Annotated in this window: 21 protein-coding genes; 8 read left to right on the top strand and 13 right to left on the bottom strand. The window is 72.8% G+C overall.

The window, feature by feature from the left end:
- Positions 1 to 18: 18 nt before the first annotated feature.
- Genes OG746_RS30910 through OG746_RS30885 form a run of 6 tightly spaced genes read left to right on the top strand, consistent with a single transcriptional unit; the run spans position 19 to position 7267 of the window.
- Positions 19 to 1164: an ADP-ribosylglycohydrolase family protein gene (locus OG746_RS30910; protein ID WP_266720673.1), complete on the top strand. Its 1146-nt coding sequence runs from the start codon at positions 19 to 21 to the stop codon at positions 1162 to 1164.
- A complete protein-coding gene (locus tag OG746_RS30905) occupies positions 1161 to 2627 on the top strand; it encodes an ADP-ribosylglycohydrolase family protein (RefSeq protein ID WP_266720671.1) in 1467 nt (488 codons plus the stop codon). The genes OG746_RS30910 and OG746_RS30905 overlap by 4 nt, the downstream gene beginning before the upstream one ends.
- Positions 2624 to 3763, top strand: a complete 1140-nt coding sequence (locus tag OG746_RS30900; RefSeq protein WP_266720669.1) for an ADP-ribosylglycohydrolase family protein — start codon at positions 2624 to 2626, stop codon at positions 3761 to 3763. Before OG746_RS30905 ends, OG746_RS30900 begins: the two co-directional genes overlap by 4 nt.
- Positions 3763 to 5217: an ADP-ribosylglycohydrolase family protein gene (locus tag OG746_RS30895; RefSeq protein WP_266720667.1), complete on the top strand. Its 1455-nt coding sequence runs from the start codon at positions 3763 to 3765 to the stop codon at positions 5215 to 5217. The genes OG746_RS30900 and OG746_RS30895 overlap by 1 nt, the downstream gene beginning before the upstream one ends.
- The gene (locus tag OG746_RS30890; protein WP_266720665.1) at positions 5214 to 6425 is read left to right on the top strand and encodes a CaiB/BaiF CoA transferase family protein; all 1212 of its coding nucleotides are present in this window, start codon (positions 5214 to 5216) and stop codon (positions 6423 to 6425) included. Before OG746_RS30895 ends, OG746_RS30890 begins: the two co-directional genes overlap by 4 nt.
- A complete protein-coding gene (locus tag OG746_RS30885) occupies positions 6422 to 7267 on the top strand; it encodes an HpcH/HpaI aldolase/citrate lyase family protein (protein WP_266720663.1) in 846 nt (281 codons plus the stop codon). Before OG746_RS30890 ends, OG746_RS30885 begins: the two co-directional genes overlap by 4 nt.
- Positions 7268 to 7337: 70 nt before the next feature.
- On the opposite strand, the gene lgt is transcribed toward OG746_RS30885, so the two are convergent.
- From lgt to OG746_RS30840, 10 genes are all read right to left on the bottom strand, one after another.
- Positions 7338 to 8258, bottom strand: coding sequence for a prolipoprotein diacylglyceryl transferase (lgt, locus tag OG746_RS30880; protein WP_266720661.1), 921 nt, complete (start codon positions 8256 to 8258; stop codon positions 7338 to 7340).
- A gap of 73 nt (positions 8259 to 8331) precedes the next feature.
- The gene (locus tag OG746_RS30875; protein WP_266720659.1) at positions 8332 to 9102 is read right to left on the bottom strand and encodes a DsbA family protein; all 771 of its coding nucleotides are present in this window, start codon (positions 9100 to 9102) and stop codon (positions 8332 to 8334) included.
- Positions 9103 to 9198: 96 nt separating this feature from the next.
- Entirely contained in the window at positions 9199 to 10014 is an 816-nt protein-coding gene (trpA, locus tag OG746_RS30870; RefSeq protein WP_266720657.1) for a tryptophan synthase subunit alpha, read from the bottom strand.
- On the bottom strand, positions 10011 to 11297 hold the full coding sequence (trpB, locus tag OG746_RS30865) for a tryptophan synthase subunit beta (protein ID WP_266720656.1): 1287 nt from the start codon (positions 11295 to 11297) through the stop codon (positions 10011 to 10013). Before trpB ends, trpA begins: the two co-directional genes overlap by 4 nt.
- A gap of 219 nt (positions 11298 to 11516) precedes the next feature.
- Positions 11517 to 11663: a tryptophan biosynthesis modulator TrpM gene (gene trpM, locus OG746_RS45680; RefSeq protein ID WP_425835010.1), complete on the bottom strand. Its 147-nt coding sequence runs from the start codon at positions 11661 to 11663 to the stop codon at positions 11517 to 11519.
- A 10-nt stretch (positions 11664 to 11673) separates the two neighbouring features.
- Positions 11674 to 12480, bottom strand: coding sequence for an indole-3-glycerol phosphate synthase TrpC (gene trpC / locus OG746_RS30860; RefSeq protein WP_266720654.1), 807 nt, complete (start codon positions 12478 to 12480; stop codon positions 11674 to 11676).
- Positions 12481 to 12605: 125 nt separating this feature from the next.
- Positions 12606 to 13043 (bottom strand): DUF2752 domain-containing protein, encoded by a 438-nt coding sequence (locus OG746_RS30855; protein WP_266725543.1) that lies wholly within the window; start codon positions 13041 to 13043, stop codon positions 12606 to 12608.
- A gap of 121 nt (positions 13044 to 13164) precedes the next feature.
- The gene (locus tag OG746_RS30850; protein ID WP_266720653.1) at positions 13165 to 13416 is read right to left on the bottom strand and encodes an HGxxPAAW family protein; all 252 of its coding nucleotides are present in this window, start codon (positions 13414 to 13416) and stop codon (positions 13165 to 13167) included.
- 127 nt (positions 13417 to 13543) lie between these two features.
- On the bottom strand, positions 13544 to 14200 hold the full coding sequence (locus tag OG746_RS30845) for a TIGR02234 family membrane protein (protein WP_266720652.1): 657 nt from the start codon (positions 14198 to 14200) through the stop codon (positions 13544 to 13546).
- Positions 14201 to 14271: 71 nt separating this feature from the next.
- Positions 14272 to 15744, bottom strand: a complete 1473-nt coding sequence (locus OG746_RS30840; RefSeq protein WP_266720651.1) for an anthranilate synthase component I — start codon at positions 15742 to 15744, stop codon at positions 14272 to 14274.
- 78 nt (positions 15745 to 15822) lie between these two features.
- Between OG746_RS30840 and OG746_RS30835 the strand changes: the two genes are divergently transcribed.
- A complete protein-coding gene (locus tag OG746_RS30835) occupies positions 15823 to 16317 on the top strand; it encodes a hypothetical protein (RefSeq protein ID WP_266720649.1) in 495 nt (164 codons plus the stop codon).
- Here OG746_RS30835 and hisI read toward each other — a convergent pair.
- On the bottom strand, positions 16298 to 16675 hold the full coding sequence (gene hisI, locus OG746_RS30830) for a phosphoribosyl-AMP cyclohydrolase (protein ID WP_266720647.1): 378 nt from the start codon (positions 16673 to 16675) through the stop codon (positions 16298 to 16300). The two genes, OG746_RS30835 and hisI, sit on opposite strands and share 20 nt — an antisense overlap.
- Before the next feature lie 71 nt (positions 16676 to 16746).
- Between hisI and OG746_RS30825 the strand changes: the two genes are divergently transcribed.
- Positions 16747 to 17382, top strand: coding sequence for a TIGR03085 family metal-binding protein (locus tag OG746_RS30825; RefSeq protein WP_266720645.1), 636 nt, complete (start codon positions 16747 to 16749; stop codon positions 17380 to 17382).
- Here OG746_RS30825 and OG746_RS30820 read toward each other — a convergent pair.
- Positions 17354 to 18610, bottom strand: coding sequence for a PucR family transcriptional regulator (locus tag OG746_RS30820; RefSeq protein ID WP_266720643.1), 1257 nt, complete (start codon positions 18608 to 18610; stop codon positions 17354 to 17356). The two genes, OG746_RS30825 and OG746_RS30820, sit on opposite strands and share 29 nt — an antisense overlap.
- 1447 nt (positions 18611 to 20057) lie before the next feature.
- On the bottom strand, positions 20058 to 22025 hold the full coding sequence (locus OG746_RS30815; protein WP_266720641.1) for a helix-turn-helix domain-containing protein: 1968 nt from the start codon (positions 22023 to 22025) through the stop codon (positions 20058 to 20060).
- Positions 22026 to 22116 lie beyond the last annotated feature (91 nt).

The following is a 22116-nucleotide window of genomic DNA, read 5'->3' as shown; positions in this document are numbered from 1 at the left end:
GATGAGCACGAACACACCATGAGCGTCAGCGTCGAACCGGACCCTCCCTCGGAGGGACCTCCTTCGGAGGGGCTTTCCTCGGAGGGGCCTTCCTCGGAGGGGCCGGCACAGCCACGCAGACTCCGTACCGTTCCGCACCCGCCCCCCGCGGCCGCGATCTCCCTGCGGGACCGCGCCCGCGGGGCGCTCCTCGGCCTCGCCGTCGGTGACGCGCTCGGCGCGCCCGCGGAGAACATGAAGCCGTCCCAGATCCGCGAACGCTGGGGCCGCATCGAGGGGTTCGTGTCCGCCGACCCGGCCGGCACGGACGACACGGAGTACGCGATCTTCTCGGGCCTGCTCCTCGCCGAGCACGGCGCGGGCCTCACCATCGGGCACGTGGAGAAGGCCTGGCACACGTGGATCGCCGACCGCGACGAGGGCCCCTTCAAGGGAGCCGGCTTCAGCGAACGCGGCACCCTCGAAAACCTCCGCCGGGGTCTCGCCGCCCCCATCTCCGCCCAGCACCGGCACGCCTGGAGCGACGGCCTCGCGATGCGCGCGGCGCCCTTCGGGGTGTACGCGGCGGGCCGCCCCGCGGAGGCGGCCCGCCTGGTGTCGATCGACGGCACGGTGTCGCACGACGGGGAGGGCATCCACGGCGGCCGCGCGGTCGCGGCGGGTGTGGCAGCAGCGATGGTGAGCCACAACCCGGACGCGGTGGTCCAGGCGGCGCTCTCGGTCGTCCCCGAGGACTCGTGGACGGGGCGCTCCCTGCACCGCGCGGTCTCCACGGCGCGGCGCGCGCGCCGCGACCCGGACGGCACGCAGCTCTCCATGGAGCGGGCGGTCCGCAAGGCCGTCGTCATCGGCGGCTACCCGTGGACGGACCTCGCCCCCGAGGCGGTCGGCCTCGCGTTCGGCGCGTTCGCGGTGGCCCGCGGCGACTTCCGCGAATCGGTCCTCACGGCGGTCAACATGGGCCGCGACGCGGATACGACGGCGGCGGTGGCGGGTGCGCTGGCCGGTGCCCTGTGCGGCGAATCGGCGATCCCCTCGCACTGGGCGACGGCGATCGGCCCGGTCCGCGGCAGCTGCCTCCCCTCCATGGCAGGCCGCCACGTCCTGGACGTGGCCGACCGCTTGACCCCACCTCCGCCGGACCGCGAGGGGGCGGTGGCATGACCGCCGACCACACCTCGGAGCTCCGCCCCGGGAACGGGACCACGTCCCCCAATCAAGCCCCTGCGGCACGCCCAAGCGCAGGCCCGGACATTCAAGCGTCTGCGGCGCACCCAAGCGCAGGTCCGGATAATCAAGCCCCTGCGGCGATTGAGCAGCGGGGCCCGGGGCAGAGCCCCGCGAGCGGGGCAACATCCGCCAATCAAGCGTCTGCGGCGCACTCAAGCGCAGGTCCGGACATTCAAGCCCCTGCGGCGATTGAGCAGCGGGGTCCGGGGCAGCGCCCCGCGACCGCAACCGCATCCGCCGCCACCGGCGCCGACCGTATCGAGGGGCTGCTCCTCGGAATCGCCGCAGGGGACGCGGCCGGGTGGCCCTCGGGGCGACACCGCGCGGCACGGCTCCCGGACTGGACGAGACGCCTCACCCGCGAACTGGACACCTTCGCGGAGCAGAACGCCACCACCACCCTCCCCGTCCCCATCGCCCTGAACCAACCCCCGGAACCCCTCCGCCTCGGCCCGTCGGACGACGCCGAATGGGCCGCGTTCACCGCACACGCCGTCCTCGCCGCCTACGCCCACGGCCTCGGCGACCTCCCACCCGACCACCGCGTCCGCTCCTCCCTCTCCCTCGCGTGGAACACCCTCTCCGACGAGATCGCCGCGGCAGCGGCCCGCGCCGACGAGATCGAATCCGCCGACATCCCGCTGCGCGCCCGCATCTCCGTACGCGCCGGCCTCGGCAACCTCGCCGCGGGCCTGCGCCCACCCGCCACCGGCCACGACAACCCGCACTACTTCGACGACGCCGCCTGCGTCCGCGCCGCGGTCCTCGCGGTCGTCCACCCCGGCCAGCCCGAACTCGCCGCGGAACTCGCCGAGTTCGACGCCCGCTACACCCAGGACGGCGACGGCGTGCACGGCGCCCGCGCGATGGCGGCGGCCGTCGCCACCGCACTCGGCGGCGCGGACGTCGACGCCTGCGTGGACGCCGCACTCGCCCAACTCCCCGCCGGCACCGAGATCCACCGCAACGCCCACAGGGCCGTAGAGCTCGGACGCGCCGCCGCGGCGGCCCGCCCAGGACAGCCCGGCAACGCGTTCGCGCTGGTCCCCGTCCTGGAACACGAGATCGTCGACCACGTCTACAGCTACGGCATCGCTGCGGCCGAGACCGTCCCGGTGGCGCTCGCCATGGCGACGGCCGCCGCAGGATCGGTCACCGAGGCCGTACCCACCGCGGCCTGCCTGTCCCGCGTCGCCGACTCGGCGCCGGCCCTGACCGGCGCCCTCACCGGCGCGATCGGCGGCGCGGACGCGCTGCCGCACACCTGGCGGGACGCCTGCGACATCCTCGCGGGCTGCGCGCTGCCGCAACTCGCGGGAACCGAGCTGACCACCCTGGCCGACCGGCTCGCCCGCACCACCTCGAACTCCCTTGCAGCGGAAGGAACTTCAGCATGAGCTTGGAAGACCGCACCACCGGCGCCCTGGTCGGCGCGGCCGTGGGCGACGCGCTCGGCGGCCCGGTCGAGGGCTGGACACCGGAGGCCATCGCGGAGCGGCACGGCGGCCGGGTCCGCGGCATCGTGGAGCCGTTCTACAAGGACGACTGGAAGACGGCGCGGCCCATCGCGCCGTACCACAAGGGCGACGGCCACGTCACCGACGACACCCTCATGACGCACGCGCTGATCCGCGTCTACGAGAAGGTCCGCGACCACCTCGACGCGTACGCGGTCGCCGACCACCTGGTCCCCGACCTCATCACAACTCCCCGCTGGATCCCGGAACTCGAAGCGGAGGCCCTCCCCCTCCAGCGCCTCTTCCTCGCCGAGAAGTGGATCGTCGCGCGCATCCACTACGGGCACGTGGACCCGCGCGAGGCGGGCGTCGGCAACATCGTGAACTGCGGCGCGTCGATGTACATGGCCCCCGTCGGCGCGGTCAACGCGGGCAACCCGCTGAAGGCGTACGAAGAGGCACTCGACGTCGCCGGGGCCCACCAGAGCTCGTACGGCCGCGAGGCGGCAGGCGTCTTCGCGGCGGCGGTCGCGGCGGCGTACAAGCCGGGCGCGACGCCGGAGTCGGTGGTCGAGGACGCCCTCGCCCTCGCCAAGGACGGCACGCGGTCGGCGATCGAGGCGGTCTGCGAAGTGGCCGCCCGCTACGACGACTTCGAGGACGCACTGAAGCCGCTACGCGAGGCGGTCACCCCCTTCGACACGGTCGGCCCCGAGTACCGCAAGCCCTCGCTCGGCGCCCGCCGCCCCTCCCGCCTGCACGCCATCGAGGAACTCCCGGTCGCCCTCGGCATGCTCCTGGTCGGCCGCGGCGACTTCCGGCACACCGTGCTCGGCTCGGTCAACTACGGCCGCGACTGCGACTCGATCGCCACGATGAGCGGGGCGATCGTCGGCGCGCTGTACGGGGAGGGGGCCGTGCCCAAGGAGTGGAGCGCCGAGATCGCGCGGGCCAGCAAGCTGGACCTGCACGGTCCCGCGGCCTCGCTCGCGCGGGTCACGCGTGAGGTGTACGCGAAGGATCTGGACCGGCGCCGGGATCACGATGCCGCGTTCGCGGCGGTGGCGGGGCTGTGATGCTCCGCGTCACCTGGGTGCAGCCCGAGGATCTGATCGGCCATGAGTTGCGCCAGGCGGCGCAGGACGGCCGGGACGCGTCCTCGGTGCGGGACCGCTGGGTGGCGGCGGGCGGTCACCTGGCGCCGGACCGCGCCGGCGCGTCCGCCGTCCCGGCGTCACCCGAACTACGCGCCCTGGCCGAGCACTTGCTCGACGAACTCGCGACGCTGACCTCCCCCCTTCCGGAGCCGACGGACCTGACGTCGATCGAATCCGCAACGAAGGACTCTCCCCCACCCCGCCCCTTCCCGAAACTGGGGGCTCCGCCCCCAGACCCCCGCTCCTCAAACGCCGGAGGGGCTGAATATCCAGCCCCGCCGGCGATTGAGGCGGCCCGTCCGGCAGGACTTTCGGGAAGGGGCGGGGTGGGGGATCGCCTCCACGCCGCCTGGCTCGGCCGAGCCGTCGGCTGCCTCCTCGGCAAACCCGTGGAAAAGCTCCCGCTCGAGGGCATCCGGGCCATCGCCCGGTCCACCGGGAACTGGCCGCTGAGCGGCTGGTTCACGGAGGCCGGCCTGGACCCGGAGCTCGCCACCCGCTACCCGTGGAACCGCCGCAGCGCCCCCACCTCCCTCGCCGAAAACATCAACGGCATGCCGGAGGACGACGACCTCAACTACCCCCTCCTCGCCCTGCTGTTGATCCAGCGCCACGGAACCGACTTCACCACGGCCGACGTCGCCAAGCTCTGGCTCGACGAGCTCCCCGCGGGCCGCACCTTCACCGCCGAACGCATCGCCTACCGCAACCTCCTCACCGGCCTCGAACCCCCGCACACGGCGACCCACCGCAACCCCTTCCGCGAATGGATCGGCGCCCAGATCCGCGCCGACGTCTTCGGCTGGATCGCCCCCGGCGACCCGGCCCTCGCGTCCCGTCTCGCCCATCGGGACGCCGTTCTCACACACACGGCGAACGGCGTGTACGGCGCGATGTTCACGGCCGCCACCATCGCCACCGCCGCTACGGGCACGGCCGACGTACACACCGCGCTCCGATCCGGTCTCGCCGTCGTACCACCGCACTCGCGCTACGCCCAAGCCATCAACCTCGGCATCGAACTGGCAGCGAAACACCCGGACTTCGACACCGTCGTCGACGAGCTGCACGCCGCCTACGCCGACCACCACTGGGTCCACGTCCTCCCCAACGCGGCCCTCCTCGCAGCCGCCCTCACCCACGCCGACGGCGACTTCGAGGGCTCCATCTGCCGCGCGGTGTCCGGCGGCTGGGACACCGACTCCAACGGCGCGACCGCCGGCTCGATCGCGGGCCTGCTCGCCGGTCACCCCGAAGCGCTCGGCGACCGCTGGACGCATCCGCTGAAGAACCGCCTGTCGACCTCCGTCGCCGGCTTCGACGGCATCGGCTTCGACGAACTGGCCCGGCTCACCCTGGAGGCCCGCACATGACGAACCCTCAACAGGACACTTCCAAGGGCCCGTTGACCGGCCTGCGCGTCCTCGATCTCGCCACCCTCTTCGCCGGGCCGATCTGCGCCACGATGCTCGGCGACTTCGGCGCCGAGGTCATCAAGGTGGAGCACCCCCGCAGGCCCGACCCCTCCCGCGGCCACGGCCCGTCGAAGGACGGCGTCGGCCTCTGGTGGAAGACCCTCGGCCGCAACAAGAAGAACCTCACCCTCGACCTGTCATCGCCCGGCGGCCGCGAGATCCTCCTCAAGCTGGTCGCCGAGTCCGACGTCGTCATCGAGAACTTCCGCCCCGGCACCCTGGAGAAGTGGCACCTCGGCTGGGACGAGCTGAGCGCCACCAACCCGCGCCTGGTACTCGCCCGCGTCACCGGCTTCGGACAGTTCGGCCCGTACGCGCGCCGCCCCGGATTCGGCACGCTCGCGGAGGCGATGAGCGGTTTCGCCGCGATCACCGGACAGCCCGACGGGCCGCCGACCCTCCCGCCGTTCGGCCTCGCCGACTCCATCGCCGCGCTCGCCACCTCGTACGCGATCATGGCGGCGCTGCGCGGACGCGACACGACGGGCCGCGGCCAGGTCGTCGACATGGCGATCATCGAGCCGATGCTGTCGATCCTCGGCCCGCAGGCCACCTGGTACGACCAGCTCGGCTACGTCCAGCCGCGCACCGGCAACCGTTCGACGAACAACGCCCCGCGCAACACGTACCGCACCCGCGACGAGAAGTGGGTCGCGGTGTCGACGTCCGCGCAGTCGATCGCGGAGCGTGTGATGCACCTGGTGGGACGGCCCGAGTTCATCGACGAGGAGTGGTTCGCGACGGGCTCGGGCCGCGCGCAGCACGCCGACGAACTCGACGCGGCCGTCGGCGGCTGGATCGGCTCCCACACCCGCGACGAGGTGGTCGCGGCCTTCGAAAAGGCGGAGGCCGCCATCGCCCCGATCTACGACATCCGCGACGTCCTGGCCGACGAGCAGTACCAGGCCCTCGACTCGATCACCGAGCTCCCCGACCCGGACCTCGGCACGGTCAAGATGCAGAACGTCCTCTTCCGCCTCTCCGAGACCCCCGGCTCCATCCAGTGGACGGGCCGCCCGCACGGCTCGGACACCGACGAGATCCTGGACGGCCTCGGCCTGTCGCAGGCGGACATCGTGTCCTTGCGGGAGGCTGGTGCGGTATGAGCGAGTCGCTGGAAAAGACGTTCCTGACCTGGCTTTACGTGCCCGGGGACCGCCCCGACGTCGTCACCAAGGCGCTCGGTTCGGGCGCCGACGTCGTCCTGGTCGACCTGGAGGACGCGGTCGCCCCCGACCGCAAGGCGTACGCGCTCGACGCCACCGTCGAGCTCCTCGCCGACAAGCACAAGACCCCGGTGCACGTCCGCGTCAACGCGCTGGACGGGCCGCTCGCCGAGCAGGAGGTACGCCGCCTCACCCCGCTCCCCGGCCTCGACGCGCTGCGCCTGCCGAAGGTGGGCGGCCCCGCGGACCTGACCCGCGTACAGGACTGGGCGGTCGAAGTGCCGCCCCTGTACGCCCTGTTGGAGTCGGCGACGGGCGTCGAGCACGCCTATGACATCGCCGCGCACCACGCCGTGCACGGCATCGCGCTCGGCGAGGCGGATCTCCGCGCCGACCTCGGCGTCACGGACGCGGCGGGCCTCGCGTGGGTGCGCGGCCGGGCCGTCGTGGCGGCCCGTGCGGCCCAATTGCCGCCACCGCCGCAGTCCGTCTACCCGGACGTCCGCGACACGGAGGGCCTGGCCCGGTCCTGCGCCGAGGGCCGCGCCCTGGGCTTCCTCGGCCGCACGGCGATCCACCCCCGCCAGCTCCCGGTGATCGAGGAGGCCTTCCGCCCGACCGAGGCGGAGGTGCGGGCGGCCGAGGAAATCGTGTGCGCGGCGGCCACGGAGGCGGGCGCCCTGGCCCTCCCGGACGGCCGCTTCGTCGACGCGGCAGTGGTCGCGGCCGCGCGCAGAACGCTGAGGCTGGCCCGATCGAGCCCGTCATCGAGCGCGCTCTAGGACATCAGGCACAAGCAAAGGGCGCCGAACCAACTGGTCCGGCGCCCCATGGACGTACAGCCGAAGACCGTCAGGTCTTCTTCGCCTCGCTCTTCGCCTCGCTCTTCGTGAGGTCGACGTCGTCCTCGACGGCGCTGTCACCGTCACCGTCGCTCTCGTCCGCCGAACCGTCGGAGACCCCCGGCTCGACGACCTCCTCGCGTCCGGGACGCTTCTTCGAGGACACCACCATGTAGATCACCGCGAGGACGAAGACACCCAGCGCCGTCCAGTCGTTGAGCCGCAGGCCGAGGATGTGGTGCGCGTCGTCCACGCGCATGTACTCGATCCAGAACCGGCCCACGCAGTACGACGCGACGTACAGCGCGAACGCCCGCCCGTGCCCGAGCTTGAACTTCCGGTCGGCCCAGATGACAAGCAGCGCGACGCCGATGCACCACAGCGACTCGTACAGGAACGTCGGGTGGTACGTGCCCGGCACCCGCCCGTCCGTGTCCGAGGTGATCTTGAGGGCCCAGGGCACATCGGTGGCCCGGCCGTACAGCTCCTGGTTGAACCAGTTGCCCCAGCGGCCGATGGCCTGGGCGAGGGCGATACCGGGCGCGATCGCGTCGGCATAGGCCGGCAGCGGGACGCCGCGGCGGCGGGCCCCGATCCAGGCGCCGACCGCGCCGAGCGCGATGGCGCCCCAGATTCCGAGGCCTCCCTCCCAGACCTTGAAGGCGTCCACCCAGTCACGGCCCTCGCTGAAGTACAGCTGGTAGTCCGTGATCACGTGGTAGAGGCGACCGCCGACCAGGCCGAAGGGCACCGCCCACACGGCGATGTCGGCGACCGTGCCGGGCCGCCCGCCGCGGGCGACCCAGCGGCGGTTGCCGAGCCAGACGGCCACGAAGACGCCGATGATGATGCAGAACGCGTAGCCGCGCAGCGGAATGGGTCCGAGATAGACCACTCCGCGCTCGGGGCTGGGAATGAAGGCAAGTTCCATGGCAGGTCCGACGCTACCGTGCCGGGCCGCGCGCACGGCGGGCAGCCCGGCAACGGCTGAGTAACGGCTCCGACTACTTGTTCGCGGCCTCGACCATCTTCTTGAACTTGGCCGGGGTCAGGCTCTGGTCCTCCAGGATGTTCTTGCCGTTGAGCAGCACGGTCGGCGTGCCCGAGTGGCCCGCGTCCTGGAACGCCTTGTACGACTTGTTCACCCAGCTGTCGTGCTTGCCGTCGTTCACACACGACTTGAACGTCGACGTGTCCAGGCCGTCGACCTTGCCCGCGAGCTCGATCAGCTTGTCGTTGTTCGCGAAGGCGTCGTCGGTCTCCTCCGGCTGGTTCTCGAACAGCACGTCGTGGTAGTCGCGGAACTTCCCGGCGTCCTGGGCGCAGCCCGCCGCGTTGGCCGCGCGCAGGGAGCCGGTGCCCTTCAGGTTCGAGTCGATGAGCGTGACGAGGTGGTACTCGACCTTCAGCTCACCGGAGTCCTCCAGCTCATGGATCGTCGACCGGTACGCGTCCTCGAAGCTCTTGCAGGCGGGACAGCGGAAGTCCTCCCAGACCGTGAGCGTCGACTTCGCGGTGTCCTCGCCCGCCGGGATCGCCAGCTTGTCCTTGCCGGTGGCGCCCTTGGGCGCGACCACCGGCCCGGCATCACTGGAACTGTCGTCGCCCGAATTCGCGGCGACCACCCCGATCACCGCGGCCAGGCCGAGCACGCACACCACGGTGGCGCCCACGATCAAGGTCCTGCGCCGCTTCTCAGCGGACTTCTGCTTCTGGCGCTCGGCGGCAAGGCGTTCGCGGGCCGCGCGCTTTCCCTCTCGGTTCTTCTCGCTCACACCAGCGCCAACGAACCGGGAAGGCACGAGCGTGCCTTCCCGGTCCGGTTTCCATCCGTATGGGTGACGTAACTCCCTGTTACTACGGGGTGGTTACTAGGCCTTGGCCCGTACGCCCGCGGCGAGTTCACCGGCGAGGGCGCGCACCGCTTCGAGTCCGGCCTTCTCGTCCGGGGCGTCCAGCATCCGCTTCACGAACGCCGAGCCGACGATGACCCCGTCCGCGAAGCCCGCGACCTCCTTGGCCTGCGTCGCGTTGGAGACGCCGAGGCCCACGCACACGGGAAGGTCGGTCGTGGCCTTGGTGCGCTCGACGAGTTCCTTGGCCTGGTTGCCGACGGACTCGCGGGTGCCGGTGACGCCCATCAGGGACGCCGCGTACACGAAGCCCGAACCGGCGGCCGTGATGGTGGCGAGGCGCTCGTCCTTGCTGCTGGGCGCGACGACGAAGACGGTCGCGAGACCGTGCTTGTCCGCGTGCTCGCGCCACACCGCGGACTCCTGCACCGGCAGGTCCGGCAGGATGCAGCCCGCGCCGCCCGCCTCGGCGAGCTCGGCGGTGAACCGCTCGATGCCGTAGCGGTCGATGGGGTTCCAGTACGTCATGACGAGGACCGGCTTGCCGGTGGTCTCGTGCGCCTCGCGCACGGTGCGCATGACGTCCTTGATCTTCAGGCCGCCGCGCAGCGCGATGTCGTCGGCGGTCTGGATGACCGGTCCGTCGAGCACCGGGTCGGAGTGCGGCAGGCCCACCTCGACCACGTCGGCGCCGCCGTCGAAGGCGGCCTTGATCGCCTCGATGCCGCCGTCGACGGTCGGGAACCCGGCGGGCAGGTAGGCGATGAGGGCGGAGCGGCCCTCGGCCCTGGCACCGGCCAGGGTGTCGTTCAACAGCTGTACGTTGCCGCTCACTTGGCATCCCCCTCGATCTCGGCCTGCTCGCCCTCGGCGTCCGCGGCGACGGCCGCGTCCGTGTCGTAGAGGCCGAAGTAGCGGGCCGCGGTGTCCATGTCCTTGTCGCCGCGCCCGGACAGGTTGACGATGATCAGCCCGTCCTTGCCCAGCTCCTTGCCGACCTCCAGCGCGCCCGCGAGCGCGTGCGCCGACTCGATGGCCGGGATGATGCCCTCGCTCTGCGACAGGAGGCGCAGCGCCTGCATGGCGGCGTCGTCGGTGACCGCGCGGTACTCGCCGCGGCCCGAGTCCTTCAGGTAGGCGTGCTCGGGGCCGATGCCCGGGTAGTCCAGGCCCGCCGAGATCGAGTACGGCTCGGTGATCTGGCCCTCCTCGTCCTGGAGGACGTAGGAGCGGGAGCCGTGCAGGATGCCGGGCTCGCCCGCGCTGAGCGTCGCCGCGTGCTCGCCGGTCTCGATGCCGTGTCCGGCCGGCTCGCAGCCGATCAGGCGGACGTCGGCGTCCGGGATGAACGCGTGGAACAGGCCGATGGCGTTGGAGCCGCCGCCGACGCAGGCGATCGCGGCGTCCGGGAGTCGTCCTGCCCGCTCCAGGATCTGGCGGCGGGCCTCGACGCCGATGACGCGGTGGAAGTCGCGGACCATCGCGGGGAACGGGTGCGGTCCCGCGACCGTGCCGAAGAGGTAGTGCGTGCGGTCGACGTTGGCGACCCAGTCGCGGAACGCCTCGTTGATGGCGTCCTTGAGGGTGCGGCTGCCGGACTTCACGGCGATGACCTCGGCGCCCAGCATGCGCATGCGGGCCACGTTCAGGGCCTGGCGCTGGGTGTCGATCTCGCCCATGTAGATGGTGCACTCGAGGCCGAACAGCGCGCAGGCGGTGGCCGTCGCGACGCCGTGCTGGCCCGCGCCAGTCTCCGCGATGACGCGGGTCTTGCCCATCCGCTTGGTGAGCAGGGCCTGGCCAAGGACGTTGTTGATCTTGTGCGAGCCGGTGTGGTTCAGGTCCTCGCGCTTGAGGAAGATCCGGGCGCCACCGGCGTGCTCGGCGAACCGGGGCACCTCGGTGAGGCTGCTGGGGCGGCCGGTGTAGTTGACGAGGAGGTCGTCGAGCTCGCGGGCGAACTCCGGGTCGTTCTTGGCCTTGTCGTACTCGACGGCGACCTCGTCCACGGCGGCGACGAGGGCCTCCGGGATGAACTTGCCGCCGAACGCGCCGAAGTAGCCCTCGGCGCTCGGGATCTGACCCTCGGGGTCGGGAATGAAGTACTCGCTGGGCATGCGTAACCCTCACGGTGAGTTGGGTGGTGACTGGTCGCCGTGGGGGCGTGGGTGGTCGCTGTCAGGCACGGTCCCGCGCCCCTTGATGGGGCCAAAGGTACGTACTCGACCGCGGGCTGCGATGACGCACGCGCCCGCGTGGCGGTGGCCGCCTGTGAGGTGGCCGTCTGTCCAGTGGCCGACTGTGAGGTGGCCGCCTGTCAGGAGAAACCCGCGCCCCTAAAGGGCGCCTCGCCATCGCATGCCGTTGATCTGGCCCGGCTCCGCGCCGATGTGGTACCTGACCCGCCTGCCGCGCACACGGCGCGCCGGAGCCCGGCAGCCGCGGGGGCGGCAACCGGGAGCGAGGCGGGAGGCAATGGCCATGGCGGAGAGTTTACCGTCCGTGCCGCAGGGCGGGGTGGGCGCCGGCGGCGACGAGGTCGGCGACGGCGGACTTCGGGTCACGGCCGGTCACCAGGGACTCGCCGACGAGGACGGCGTCCGCGCCCGCGTTGGCGTACGCGATCAGGTCGTGCGGGCCGCGCACGCCGGACTCGGCCACCTTGACGATGTGGTCCGGGATGTCCGGGGCGACGCGCTCGAAGGTGCCGCGGTCGACCGAAAGGTCCTTGAGGTTGCGGGTGTTGATGCCGATGATCTTGGCCCCGGCGTCGATCGCGCGCTCCACCTCGTCCTCGTCGTGCGCCTCGACGAGCGGCGTGAGGCCGATGGAGACGGCGCGCTCGATGAGGGACTCCAGGGCGGGCTGCTCCAGGGCGGCGACGATCAGCAGCGCGAGGTCGGCGCCGTACGCGCGGGCCTCCCACAGCTGGTACGACGTGACGATGAAGTCCTTGCGCAGGATCGGGATGTCGACCTTGGCGCGGACGGCCTCCAGGTCGGCGAGCGAGCCGCCGAAACGGCGCTGCTCGGTGAGTACGGAGATGACGGCCGCGCCGCCCGCCTCGTAGTCGGCGGCGAGGGCGGCAGGGTCGGCGATCGCGGCGAGCGCGCCCTTGGAGGGGCTGGACCGCTTGACCTCGCAGATCACCTTGACGCCGTCGCCCTTGAGCGCGGCAACCCCGTCCTTGGCCGGGCGAGCCTTCGCCGCGCGCTCCTTGAGCTCGTCGAGGCTGACGCGCGCCTGCCGCTCCGCAAGGTCGGCACGGACTCCGTCGATGATCTCGTCGAGCACACTCACGCGAGCGGACTCCTTTCCGGGCATCCCCTGGGTGTTCATCTGGTCCTTGTGAATGGTATCCGTCAATGGGCGAAGGTCCCGCATCCGGTTGACGCCGGTCCCACTACCTGGACAAACGCAGTTGATCAAGGGGTTAGGAAGCCACCGAAGGGCAGGTTCCGGACAACGGTGAAGGCGAGCACGACCCCGCCGACGATCCACAGCTGTACGCGGCCCAGCGCGAGGCTCACGGCCCTGCCGCGGGCCGCCCGCACCGCCCACACCGTCCAGATCACCGCGAACAGCGCGTAGCCGACGACGGCGAGGGCATTGGCCCCGAACGCGCCCGCGAGATCCCCGTGCGCGACCGCGTGGGCACTGCGCAGCCCGCCGCAGCCGGGGCAGTAGGCGCCCGTGAGCTGGAGGAACGGGCAGGCCGGGTAGTGGCCGGGCTCATTGGGGTCGACGGCGCCCACATAGGCGAAGGCGAGGGCGACACCGCCGAGCACGCCGAGCGGGACGGCGAGTCGGCGCAGAGCGCCGGAACGGGGGGTCTTCTCGGTCTTCTCGGTCTGCTCCGACATCTCCACGGTCACCCGTGAATTCTGCATCCGCGGGCCCGGGACCGCTCCCCGGAAAACACGAAAGGGGCGGGACGGCCGGTCGGTCGGCCGTTCCACCCCTTTCGCGGGTATGTGCGAGGACTCAGGCCTCCGAGCCCGCGGGCCGCGCCGCCCCGGTGGACTTGAGCTGCAGCTCGGCACGCTTCGGCTTGCCCATGCCCATGGCGCTCATCAGGCCGCCGGCGACCGCGGCGATCGCCAGCAGGGCCATGCCGACCCAGAAACCGGCGACGTTGCCGATCACCATGAAGGCGCCCGCGACACAGAAACCGATGAAGGCGATGATGACACCGGTCCAGGCGGCCGGGGTGTGTCCGTGGCTGCTGTCCGCCATGGCTTGCTCCTCGTTGCTTATGGCCTATGCGTACGCATGACGTACGACGTTCCTATCTATTGTCCCGCACCCGCGCACCAGCTCGGAACGCGGGGTCCGGGCCTACGTCCAGGACCTGGTCCAGGACCTATGCGCCGGTCGGGTCCTCGCCGCGGTCGAGGGCCTTCCAGAGCTCCTCGGGGCGGTCCGGGTCCACGGCCTTGGCGCGGCGGGTCCGCGGGGCGCCGGAGCGCTCGTAGCGGCCGCCCATCGACGGCCAGGCCGCGCCGTAGATCACGGCGAGGATCCCGGCGATCAGGATGAGTGCGCCGCCGGCCGCGGAGACGTACGGCCATGCGGTGTTGCTGAGCGCGTGGATGGTGGCGGAGGCGTCCCCCGCGGCCTGCGCCGCCTTCTCGTCGAGCGCGGCGCTGTCACGCGCGCCGAGCACGGCGGCGGCGACGGCGCCCGCGCCGCTGAGCGCGAGCAGGAGGGCGACCAGGACGCGGCCGACCTTGCGGACCGCGAAGACGGCGACGAGCGCGGCGAGGCCCACTATGGCGAGGGCCGCGGGCACGCCCGTGACGTCGCTGCCCTCGGCGGTCAGCGGCAGCTTGCCGCCGGCGACGGCGGCGACGCCCGAGCACCACTCCTGCCGGGAGGCGAGCAGGGCGATCGCGGCTCCCGCGGCCCCGCAGAGCAGGGCGACGGCGAGGCTGCGCCGGCCATTCGGCGAGGAAGCAGCCGGCTCGGCCGGCTCGGCGGCATCGTTACGGGGGTGCGGTACAGCAGTCACGTACTCCACTATCGCCTGTCTGTACGGGTTTACGTGACCCGGGGGCCGGAGTCGTGCGTCACTTCACAGCGTCCGATGCCTCACAGTCGGTTCGCCGTGTGCACGGCGCGCAGCACCGCCGCCGCCTTGTTGCGGCACTCGGTGTCCTCGGCGACCGGGTCGGAGTCGGCGACGACACCCGCGCCCGCCTGCACATACGCGGTCCCCTCGCGCAGCAGCGCGGTGCGGATGGCGATGGCGGTGTCGGAGTCGCCCGCGAAGTCGAGATAGCCGACACAGCCGCCGTAGACGCCGCGGCGTGACGGCTCCAGCTCGTCGATGATCTGCAGCGCGCGCGGCTTGGGGGCGCCGGACAGGGTGCCGGCCGGGAAGCAGGAGGTCAGTACGTCGAAGGCGGTGTGCCCCTCGGCGACGGTTCCCGTCACGGTCGAGACGATGTGCATGACGTGCGAGTACTTCTCGATGGACATGAAGTCGACGACCTCGACGGAGCCGGGCTCGCAGACCCGCCCCAGGTCGTTGCGCCCGAGGTCGACGAGCATCAGGTGCTCGGCGCGCTCCTTGGGGTCGCCGAGCAGCTCCTCCGCGAGGTCGTGGTCCTCCTGCGGGGTCGCGCCGCGCGGCCGGGTCCCGGCGATCGGGTGCACCATGGCGCGCCCCTCCTCGACCTTGACGAGGGCCTCCGGCGAGGAGCCGACGACGTCGAATCCGTCGAAGCGGAAGAGGTACATGTACGGGGACGGGTTCGTGGCCCGCAGCACCCGGTAGACGTCCAACGCGCTTGCGGTGCAAGGGGTTTCGAAGCGCTGGGACGGGACGACCTGGAAGGCCTCGCCCGCGCGGATGCGCTCCTTGATGTCCTCGACGGCGTCCTGGTACTGCTTGCCGCCCCACAGCGCCGTGAACTCCGGGAGCTCGGACGGCGGGAGCGCGGCGGGGGCGGACTCGACCGGCTTGGAGAGGTCGGCCTCCATGGCGTCGAGGCGGGCGACGGCGTCGGCGTAGGCCTCGTCGACGCCGGTCTCCAGGTCGTTGTGGTTGATCGCGTTGGCGATCAGCAGCACCGAGCCGTCCCAGTGGTCGAGCACGGCGAGATCGCTGGTGAGCAGCATCGTCAGCTCGGGCAGCTTGAGGTCGTCCCGCTCCCCCGGGCCGACCTTCTCCAGGCGGCGCACGATGTCGTACCCGAGGTAGCCGACCATGCCGCCGGTGAACGGGGGCAGACCCTCGTAGCGCGGGGTGTGCAGCGTCTGGACGGTGGCGCGCAGGGCGGCGAGCGGGTCGCCGTCGACCGGGACGCCGACGGGCGGCGTGCCCAGCCAGTGGGCCTGCCCGTCGCGCTCGGTCAGCGTGCCGGCGGAGCGCACGCCGACGAACGAATAGCGGGACCAGGAGCGGCCGTTCTCCGCGGACTCCAGGAGGAACGTGCCGGGCCGCTCGGCGGCGAGCTTGCGGTACAGGCCGACGGGCGTGTCGCCGTCCGCGAGGAGCTTGCGGCTGACGGGGATCACTCGGCGGTCGGTCGCGAGCTTGCGGAAGGTCTCGAGGTCCATGGCAGGAGCCTACTTCCGTCGGGGGGACGCCCCGCGCGCCTGGTCGAGGGGTGGACGGCGCCCCGCTAGAAGGGAGCGGTGACGAAGACCAAGAGCTACAAAAACGCACGCATGGCGAGCGCCCTGTCCGGTGTCGCCCTCGCCGCCGTCGCCGTGACCGCGCTGACCGGCGCCGCTCCCGCCCCCGGCGACTGGGCCGCGCCCCCGCCCGGCGAGGTCGAGGCGCGGGTCGAGGCCGCGGGCCTGGAGATGCTCGACTCCGAGAAGCTGACCATGCACATCCACCCCCACCTCACCGTGTACGCGGGCGGCCGCCAGGTGACCGTCCCCGCCGACATCGGCATCGACCGCTCCGGCAAGAAGCCCCGCTTCAGCCCGCTGCACACGCACGACACGACCGGCACCGTGCACGTGGAGTCGGCCCAGTGGCAGGACTTCACGCTCGGACAGCTCCTCACGGAGTGGGGCGTGCGCCCCCAGTGCACGGCCGAGGTCGACGGGTCCCCGGTGGCGGGGGACCCGGCCCGGATCGTCTTCCGGGACCGTCAGGAGATCACGCTGCGCTGTCGCTGACCGGCAGCTCGTCGCGGTCGAAGCAGGTGCGGGCGCCGGTGTGACAGGCGGCGCCCACCTGGTCGACCTTGACGAGCACGGTGTCGGCGTCGCAGTCGAGGGCGACCGACTTCACGTGCTGGAAGTGGCCCGAGGTGTCGCCCTTGACCCAGTACTCCTGGCGGCTGCGCGACCAGTACGTGCAGCGGCCGGTGGTCAGGGTGCGGTGCAGCGCCTCGTCGTCCATCCAGCCGAGCATGAGCACCTCGCCGGTGTCGTACTGCTGGGCGATGGCGGGGACCAGGCCGTCGGCGCTGCGCTTGAGGCGGGCGGCGATGGCGGGGTCGAGGCTGCTGCTGGGTACGGGCGAGCTGGTCATACGGACCATTGTGCCGCGCCGAGTCGAACGTCCACTGTCCGGTGCGGCGCGGGCGGTCGTAGGCTGGCGACATGTCGACCCATGCCAAGCGTGAACGACTTCTGCTCGCCGACCTGTTGGAGGCGTCGGGCCCGGACGCCCCCACCCTCTGTGAGGGCTGGAACACCCGGGACCTCGCGGCGCACGTGGTGGTGCGCGAGCGCCGCCCGGACGCCGCGGGCGGGATCCTCGTCAAACAGCTCGCGTCCCGCCTGGAGCGGGTGCAGGCCGAGTTCGCGGAGAAGCCGTACGAAGAGCTGATCCAGCTGATCCGCACCGGTCCGCCGCGCTTCTCGCCCTTCTCCCTCAAGCAGATCGACGAGGCGTCGAACGCGATCGAGTTCTACATCCACACCGAGGACGTGCGCCGTGCGCAGCCCGACTGGACGCCGCGCGAGCTCGACCCGGTCTTCGCCGACGTCCTGTGGTCGCGCCTGGAGCGGATGGCGCGGGTGATGGGCCGCAAGGCGCCCGTCGGCCTGGTGCTGCGCCGCCCCGACGGCCAGACGGCGGTGGCGCACCGCGGCGCCCCCGTGGTCACGGTCACGGGCGCGCCCGCGGAGCTGGTGATGTTCGCGTTCGGCCGGCAGGAGGCGGCGGACGTGGAGATGGACGGCGAGAAGTCGGCCATCGACCGGCTCACGGAGACGAAGGCGCTCGGTCTATAGCGGGTGTGCCGGTGTGGGGCAGGGCGTGCAGCGCCAGCCCCAGTTCGACGAGGTCGGCGGGGCGGGCGAGGCTCCGGCCCGTGAGCTGTTCGCAGCGGCGCAGCCGGTTCAGGACCGTGTTGCGGTGGCAGTAGAGGCGGGTGGCGGCGCGCTGCGCGGAGCCGTCGCAGTCCAGCCAGGCCGTCAGTGTGTCGAGCAGCAGGGTCCGGTCGGTCGGGGGCAGGGCGAGCAGGGGGCCGAGCACCCGGTCGGCGAGGATCCGGCCGAGTTCGGGCGCGGCGGCGACGAGCGCGGCGGGCAGCTGCTCGTCCAGGAGTACGGTGCCGCCGCCCTCCGGGCAGATGCGCAGCGCGGTCTCGGCGAGCCGCCGGGCGCCGCCCACCGCGGCGAGCCCTTCGACGGCGGGACTGATGCCGACGCGCAGGCCGGGCTTGCGGTGGCAAAACTCCCTTAGCGCGACGGCGAGTTGAGCCGCGCCCAGTCCACCCAGATCGACGATGGCGCGTTCGGTCCCGTCGGCCGTGTGCCACACGGCCCGTACGCCGTGCGGCAGGGTGGGCCGGGGCGCGCCCCGGCTGCCGCCGACGGCGATCAGCACCGCGTACCGGCCGCGTTCGGGCAGGTCGAGTGCGGCTGCGGCGTCGGGCAGGTCGGCGATGCGGGTGGCGCCGTCGAGGAGGGCGGCGGCCATCAGGCGGCGCCGGTTCTCACGCCGCCAGGTGAGCTCGCGCTCGGCACGCCGATACGACTCGGCGACGTGCGTGCAATGTTCATCGACGAAGTTCCACACATCGACGGCAAGATGCACCAGCAGATGCGCATCCTCGGGATGCCGCAGGGTCACCTCGTCGACGAGCGCCTGCCAGACCAGGGCGCCGCCGAGCCGGAAGGCGTGCGACACGGCGTCGAGCGGAAACCCGCGGGCAGCGCGGGCGGCGCCGATCCGGGCGGTGCAGGCGCGGGCGGCGTCCCGGTTGCGCGGAGGGTCGAGCAGGGAGGCGACGCTGTGCCCGAGCGAGCGGTGGATCTCCGCGCGTACGTCGCCGGGGTCGGCCTCCAGTGCGGCGCGGTAGGCCGGCTCCTGCTCGTACAGCTCCGCCGTCAACCGGTCGGTGAGCGCGGGGAGTTGACCGAGGAGCGGGCGTGCGGCGCGGCGCAGCACGGCGACCGCGTCCGATCCGGCGCCGGTCCGTGGGTGTGGTCGGGGACGTACGAGATGCGCGGGCATGGTGGTCCTCCACGGCTCGGCTCACGAGTCCGCAGAATGACATACCGTCTGGTCGGTCTCCAGCCCTCTCGGCAAACGTGCAGGTGGGTGGGGGCGGGTACCGGGGTTGCGGGAACCTCCACGGAGGCGGTCGACCGCCCTCACGCCACGGGGCTCCACCCCGGACCCCGCGCCTCAAACGCCGGCGGGGCTCAAAGATCGGGGCTCCGGCCAACCCCTGCGCCTCAAGCACCGGTAGGGCTGGGAAGGTCAGGGTTCCGCCTGACCCCCGCGCCTCAAGCGCCAGCGGGGCCCAAAGATCGGGGCTCCGCCCCGGACCCCGCTGCTCAAGCGGCGCAGGGGCTGAAAGTCCGGGCCCCGCCCCGCGCGCCCCGCGCCTCAAACGCCAGCCGGGCTCAAAGACTGGGGCTCCGCCCCACACCCCGCAGCTCAATCGCCGCAGGGGCTTCAAATACCCGATGCTCAAGCGGCGCTGGGATCAAAAATACCGACCTCCCCGCCCATCTCCCACCCACCCGCCCCCTCCGGGGGCGTCGGCCCGACCCCGTCACGGCAAGCGCCATCGGCACGGCACCCACCCATTGCGGTCCGCCGTCGCCGACTTGGGCGATCCGCCGCCAACCCCGGCTCCCTACCCGTGACGGTCGACCGCCACCACCTTGGGCAACCCCCTCCAACCACGGCTCCCCACCCCTGTCATCCGGCACTGCCCCCGCCTGGACAAATGCCGCCAGCTCCGGCTCCCCACCCCTGTCGGCCGGCGCCGCCCCGCGTTGGGCAACGCCCACCACGGCTCCCCACCCCCTTCGGTCGACCGCACCCGCCTTGGGCAATCTGCCGCCCGGCACGGCTCCCACCCGAAGCGGCCGACGCCGCCCCGCCTTGGGCAATCTGCCGCCTGGGGCGGCAGGGTGGGCAAGGCGGCACCCCGGTGCAGCGCACCTGTCACGACAGGCCCCGACCCCGGCACAGCAACCGGGCCCCGGGCAGGCCGAAGCCCCCGGAGGGGGCGGGCGGGCGGGAGATGAGCAGGCACCGGCACAGCCGGACAAGGACCGATGCCGCGCGCTGAGCGCAAGGGCGCCCACCCCGGCAAAGCCCCAAGACCCGGTGCCGCGCAACAGCTACGACAGGCCCCGCCCCCAGCACAGCAGCCGGGCCCCGGACGGGCCAAAGCCCCCGGAGGGGGCGGGAGGGCGGGAGATGACCGGGCACCGGCACAGCCGGAAAGGCACCGATGCCGCGCGCCGAGCGCAAGGGCACCCACCCCGGCACAGCCGGACAAGGACCGGTGCCGCACGCCGAACACAAGGGCGCCCACCCCGGCACAGCCCCAAGACCCGGTGCCCCGCAACCAGGACGGGAGGCGCCGACCACGGCACGGTAAGACCCCGGCGCCGCGCAACAGTTACTCGGGGGCCGGCCACCGGACCCAGTCGCGGCACGCTCAGGGGCGCGCCGACGACTCCGTGCGATCCACCAGGCGGGCCAGTTCCACGCGGGAGCGGACTCCGAGGCGGTCGAAGACGTTGCGGAGGTGGTGGTCCACCGTGCGGGGACTCACCGAGAGTCGGCGGGCGACCTCACGGTTGGTGTCGCCCTTCGCGACGCGGCGCGCGATGCGCAACTGCTGAGGCGTCAACTCGGCAAGTCTGCCCGGTGGTTCACTGTCGTCGGGGGACTCGCCCGTGGCACGCAACTCAGCCGCCACCTGCACCGCCCAGACCGTCGCCCCGCACCGTTCGAAGGCGACCAGGGCGTCACGCAGCAACGCACGGGCCCGCGCAGGACGGCGCGTGCGGCGCAACCACTTGCCGTACAGGGCAAGGGTCCGGGCCCGCTCGAAGTCGCCGCCCGTCCGCTCGTACCGAGCCAGGGACTCCTCGAAGCGGGACTCGGCTGTTACCGGATCACCGATCGCCAACAGGGCTTGACAGCGCGCTAGTTGTGCCGGAGCAAGCGGGTCGTGGCCGCGTTCGACCCACACCGTGAACTCACCGACCGCGGCCTGCGCCCCACCCGGCTCCCCCGCGAGCACCGCCGCCTCCACCAGGCAGGGCACGGCCAGCATCCGGATGCCGAAGTGCCCCCGCCGCGGGCCGGCGCCGATGAGCGGCCCGAGCCGGGCGGCCGCACGCGCAGCGTCGCCTCGCGCCAAGTCCGCGCGGGCCAAAGCCCATTGGGCGAGCGTCGCGGCCTGCACCAGCCCGTGCCGATCGGCAACGTGCTGCGCGGCAGCGGCATGCCGGGCGACGGTGTCGACGTCACGGTCGAGCGAGGCGACAAGGGCGAGGACGGCGTGCTGATGCGCGAGCACGTTGCGCTGCCCCGCCGCGAGCGCGGTCCGCACCCCCTCCTCGGCATGGGCGCGAGCCCGTACGTGCCGCCCGGAGCGCAGCTCACCGTAGGCGAGCAGCTCCAGGGCGCGCGGCAGTTCGGCCCCCGCGTCCCGGTCCCGCGCGGCCGCGAGCGCACGGCTGCCGAGACGGCAGGCCGCGTCCACGTCCCCGGCGACGAGCGCGGCGGCCCCGGCCCGCAGCAGCACCCCCGGTTCCCGCTCCCCGGCGGACCGCGCCACGACCCGCCGCAACGCGACCCGCCCCACCCCGGCCCGCTCCCCGAGGGACGCTGCCATGCCGACCCGGTAGTCGAGAGCGGAGTCCGCCGGTCGCGCACGACCGCCGTGCTCGACCGCCTCCCGGTACCCCGCCGAGTCCCCCAGCGCCCAGGACGCCTCCGCCGCACCGAGGCGCGCTTCGAGGGCGGCCGGCTGTGCACAGAGGCGGGCCGCCAGCAACAGGGATTCACGGGCGTCCGCCACGGGACCGTCGCGCAGCGCCAGCAGGCCCCGGATCAGAGCGGCGCGGCCCCGTACGGCCTCAAGGCCCGCCAAGTCGCCGAACTCGCCCACCTGGTGCAGGAGTTCACGCACACGGTGCGGGCGGCCCGCCAGCCTCGCGTGGTCCGCCGCCGCGACCAGCCACTCGGCGCGGACCGCGGGGTCCTCGGCGAGTCCTGCCGCGTGGGCGAGCGCCGTGCAGCGTTCCCCGTGGGGCGCGCCCTCCGCCGCTGCCAGTTCCGCGCCGAGCCCCGGGTCCGGGTAGGCCGCACCGAGCGACCGGTGCAGCAGCCCCGCCGACCGCTGCCGCTCCCCCGTCGCCGCGGCGGCGAGCAACCGGTGCGCTGCCCTGCGCCGCTCCGGCTGCACGGCCTCGTAGAGCCTGCGCCGCCCCGGCAGCCGCAGCCGGCCGTCCGGATCGCGCCTCAGGCCCGCCCGCTCGGCCGCGTCCAGGGCGTCCGCGCCGAGCCCGGCCGCCGCGGCGGCCCGCAGCACGAGCCCCGCGTCGACGCCGGCCCCCTCGGGGTCGCTCTCGTACGCGGCGGCCGCAAGCAACAGCACGGTTCTTCCGCTCACTTGCCGCACGCTAGTGGCGAACCACCGCACGCACAGCGCCGGTTGGGAGGAAACCCAACCGGCGCATTGGCGTCCTGTGCCACCGCACAGA

The sequence above is a fragment of the Streptomyces sp. NBC_01016 genome, assembly GCF_026341035.1.
Lineage (GTDB): Bacteria > Actinomycetota > Actinomycetes > Streptomycetales > Streptomycetaceae > Streptomyces.
Note: the sequence above shows the minus strand (reverse complement) of the source record. Positions and strands in the feature narration are given on the sequence as shown.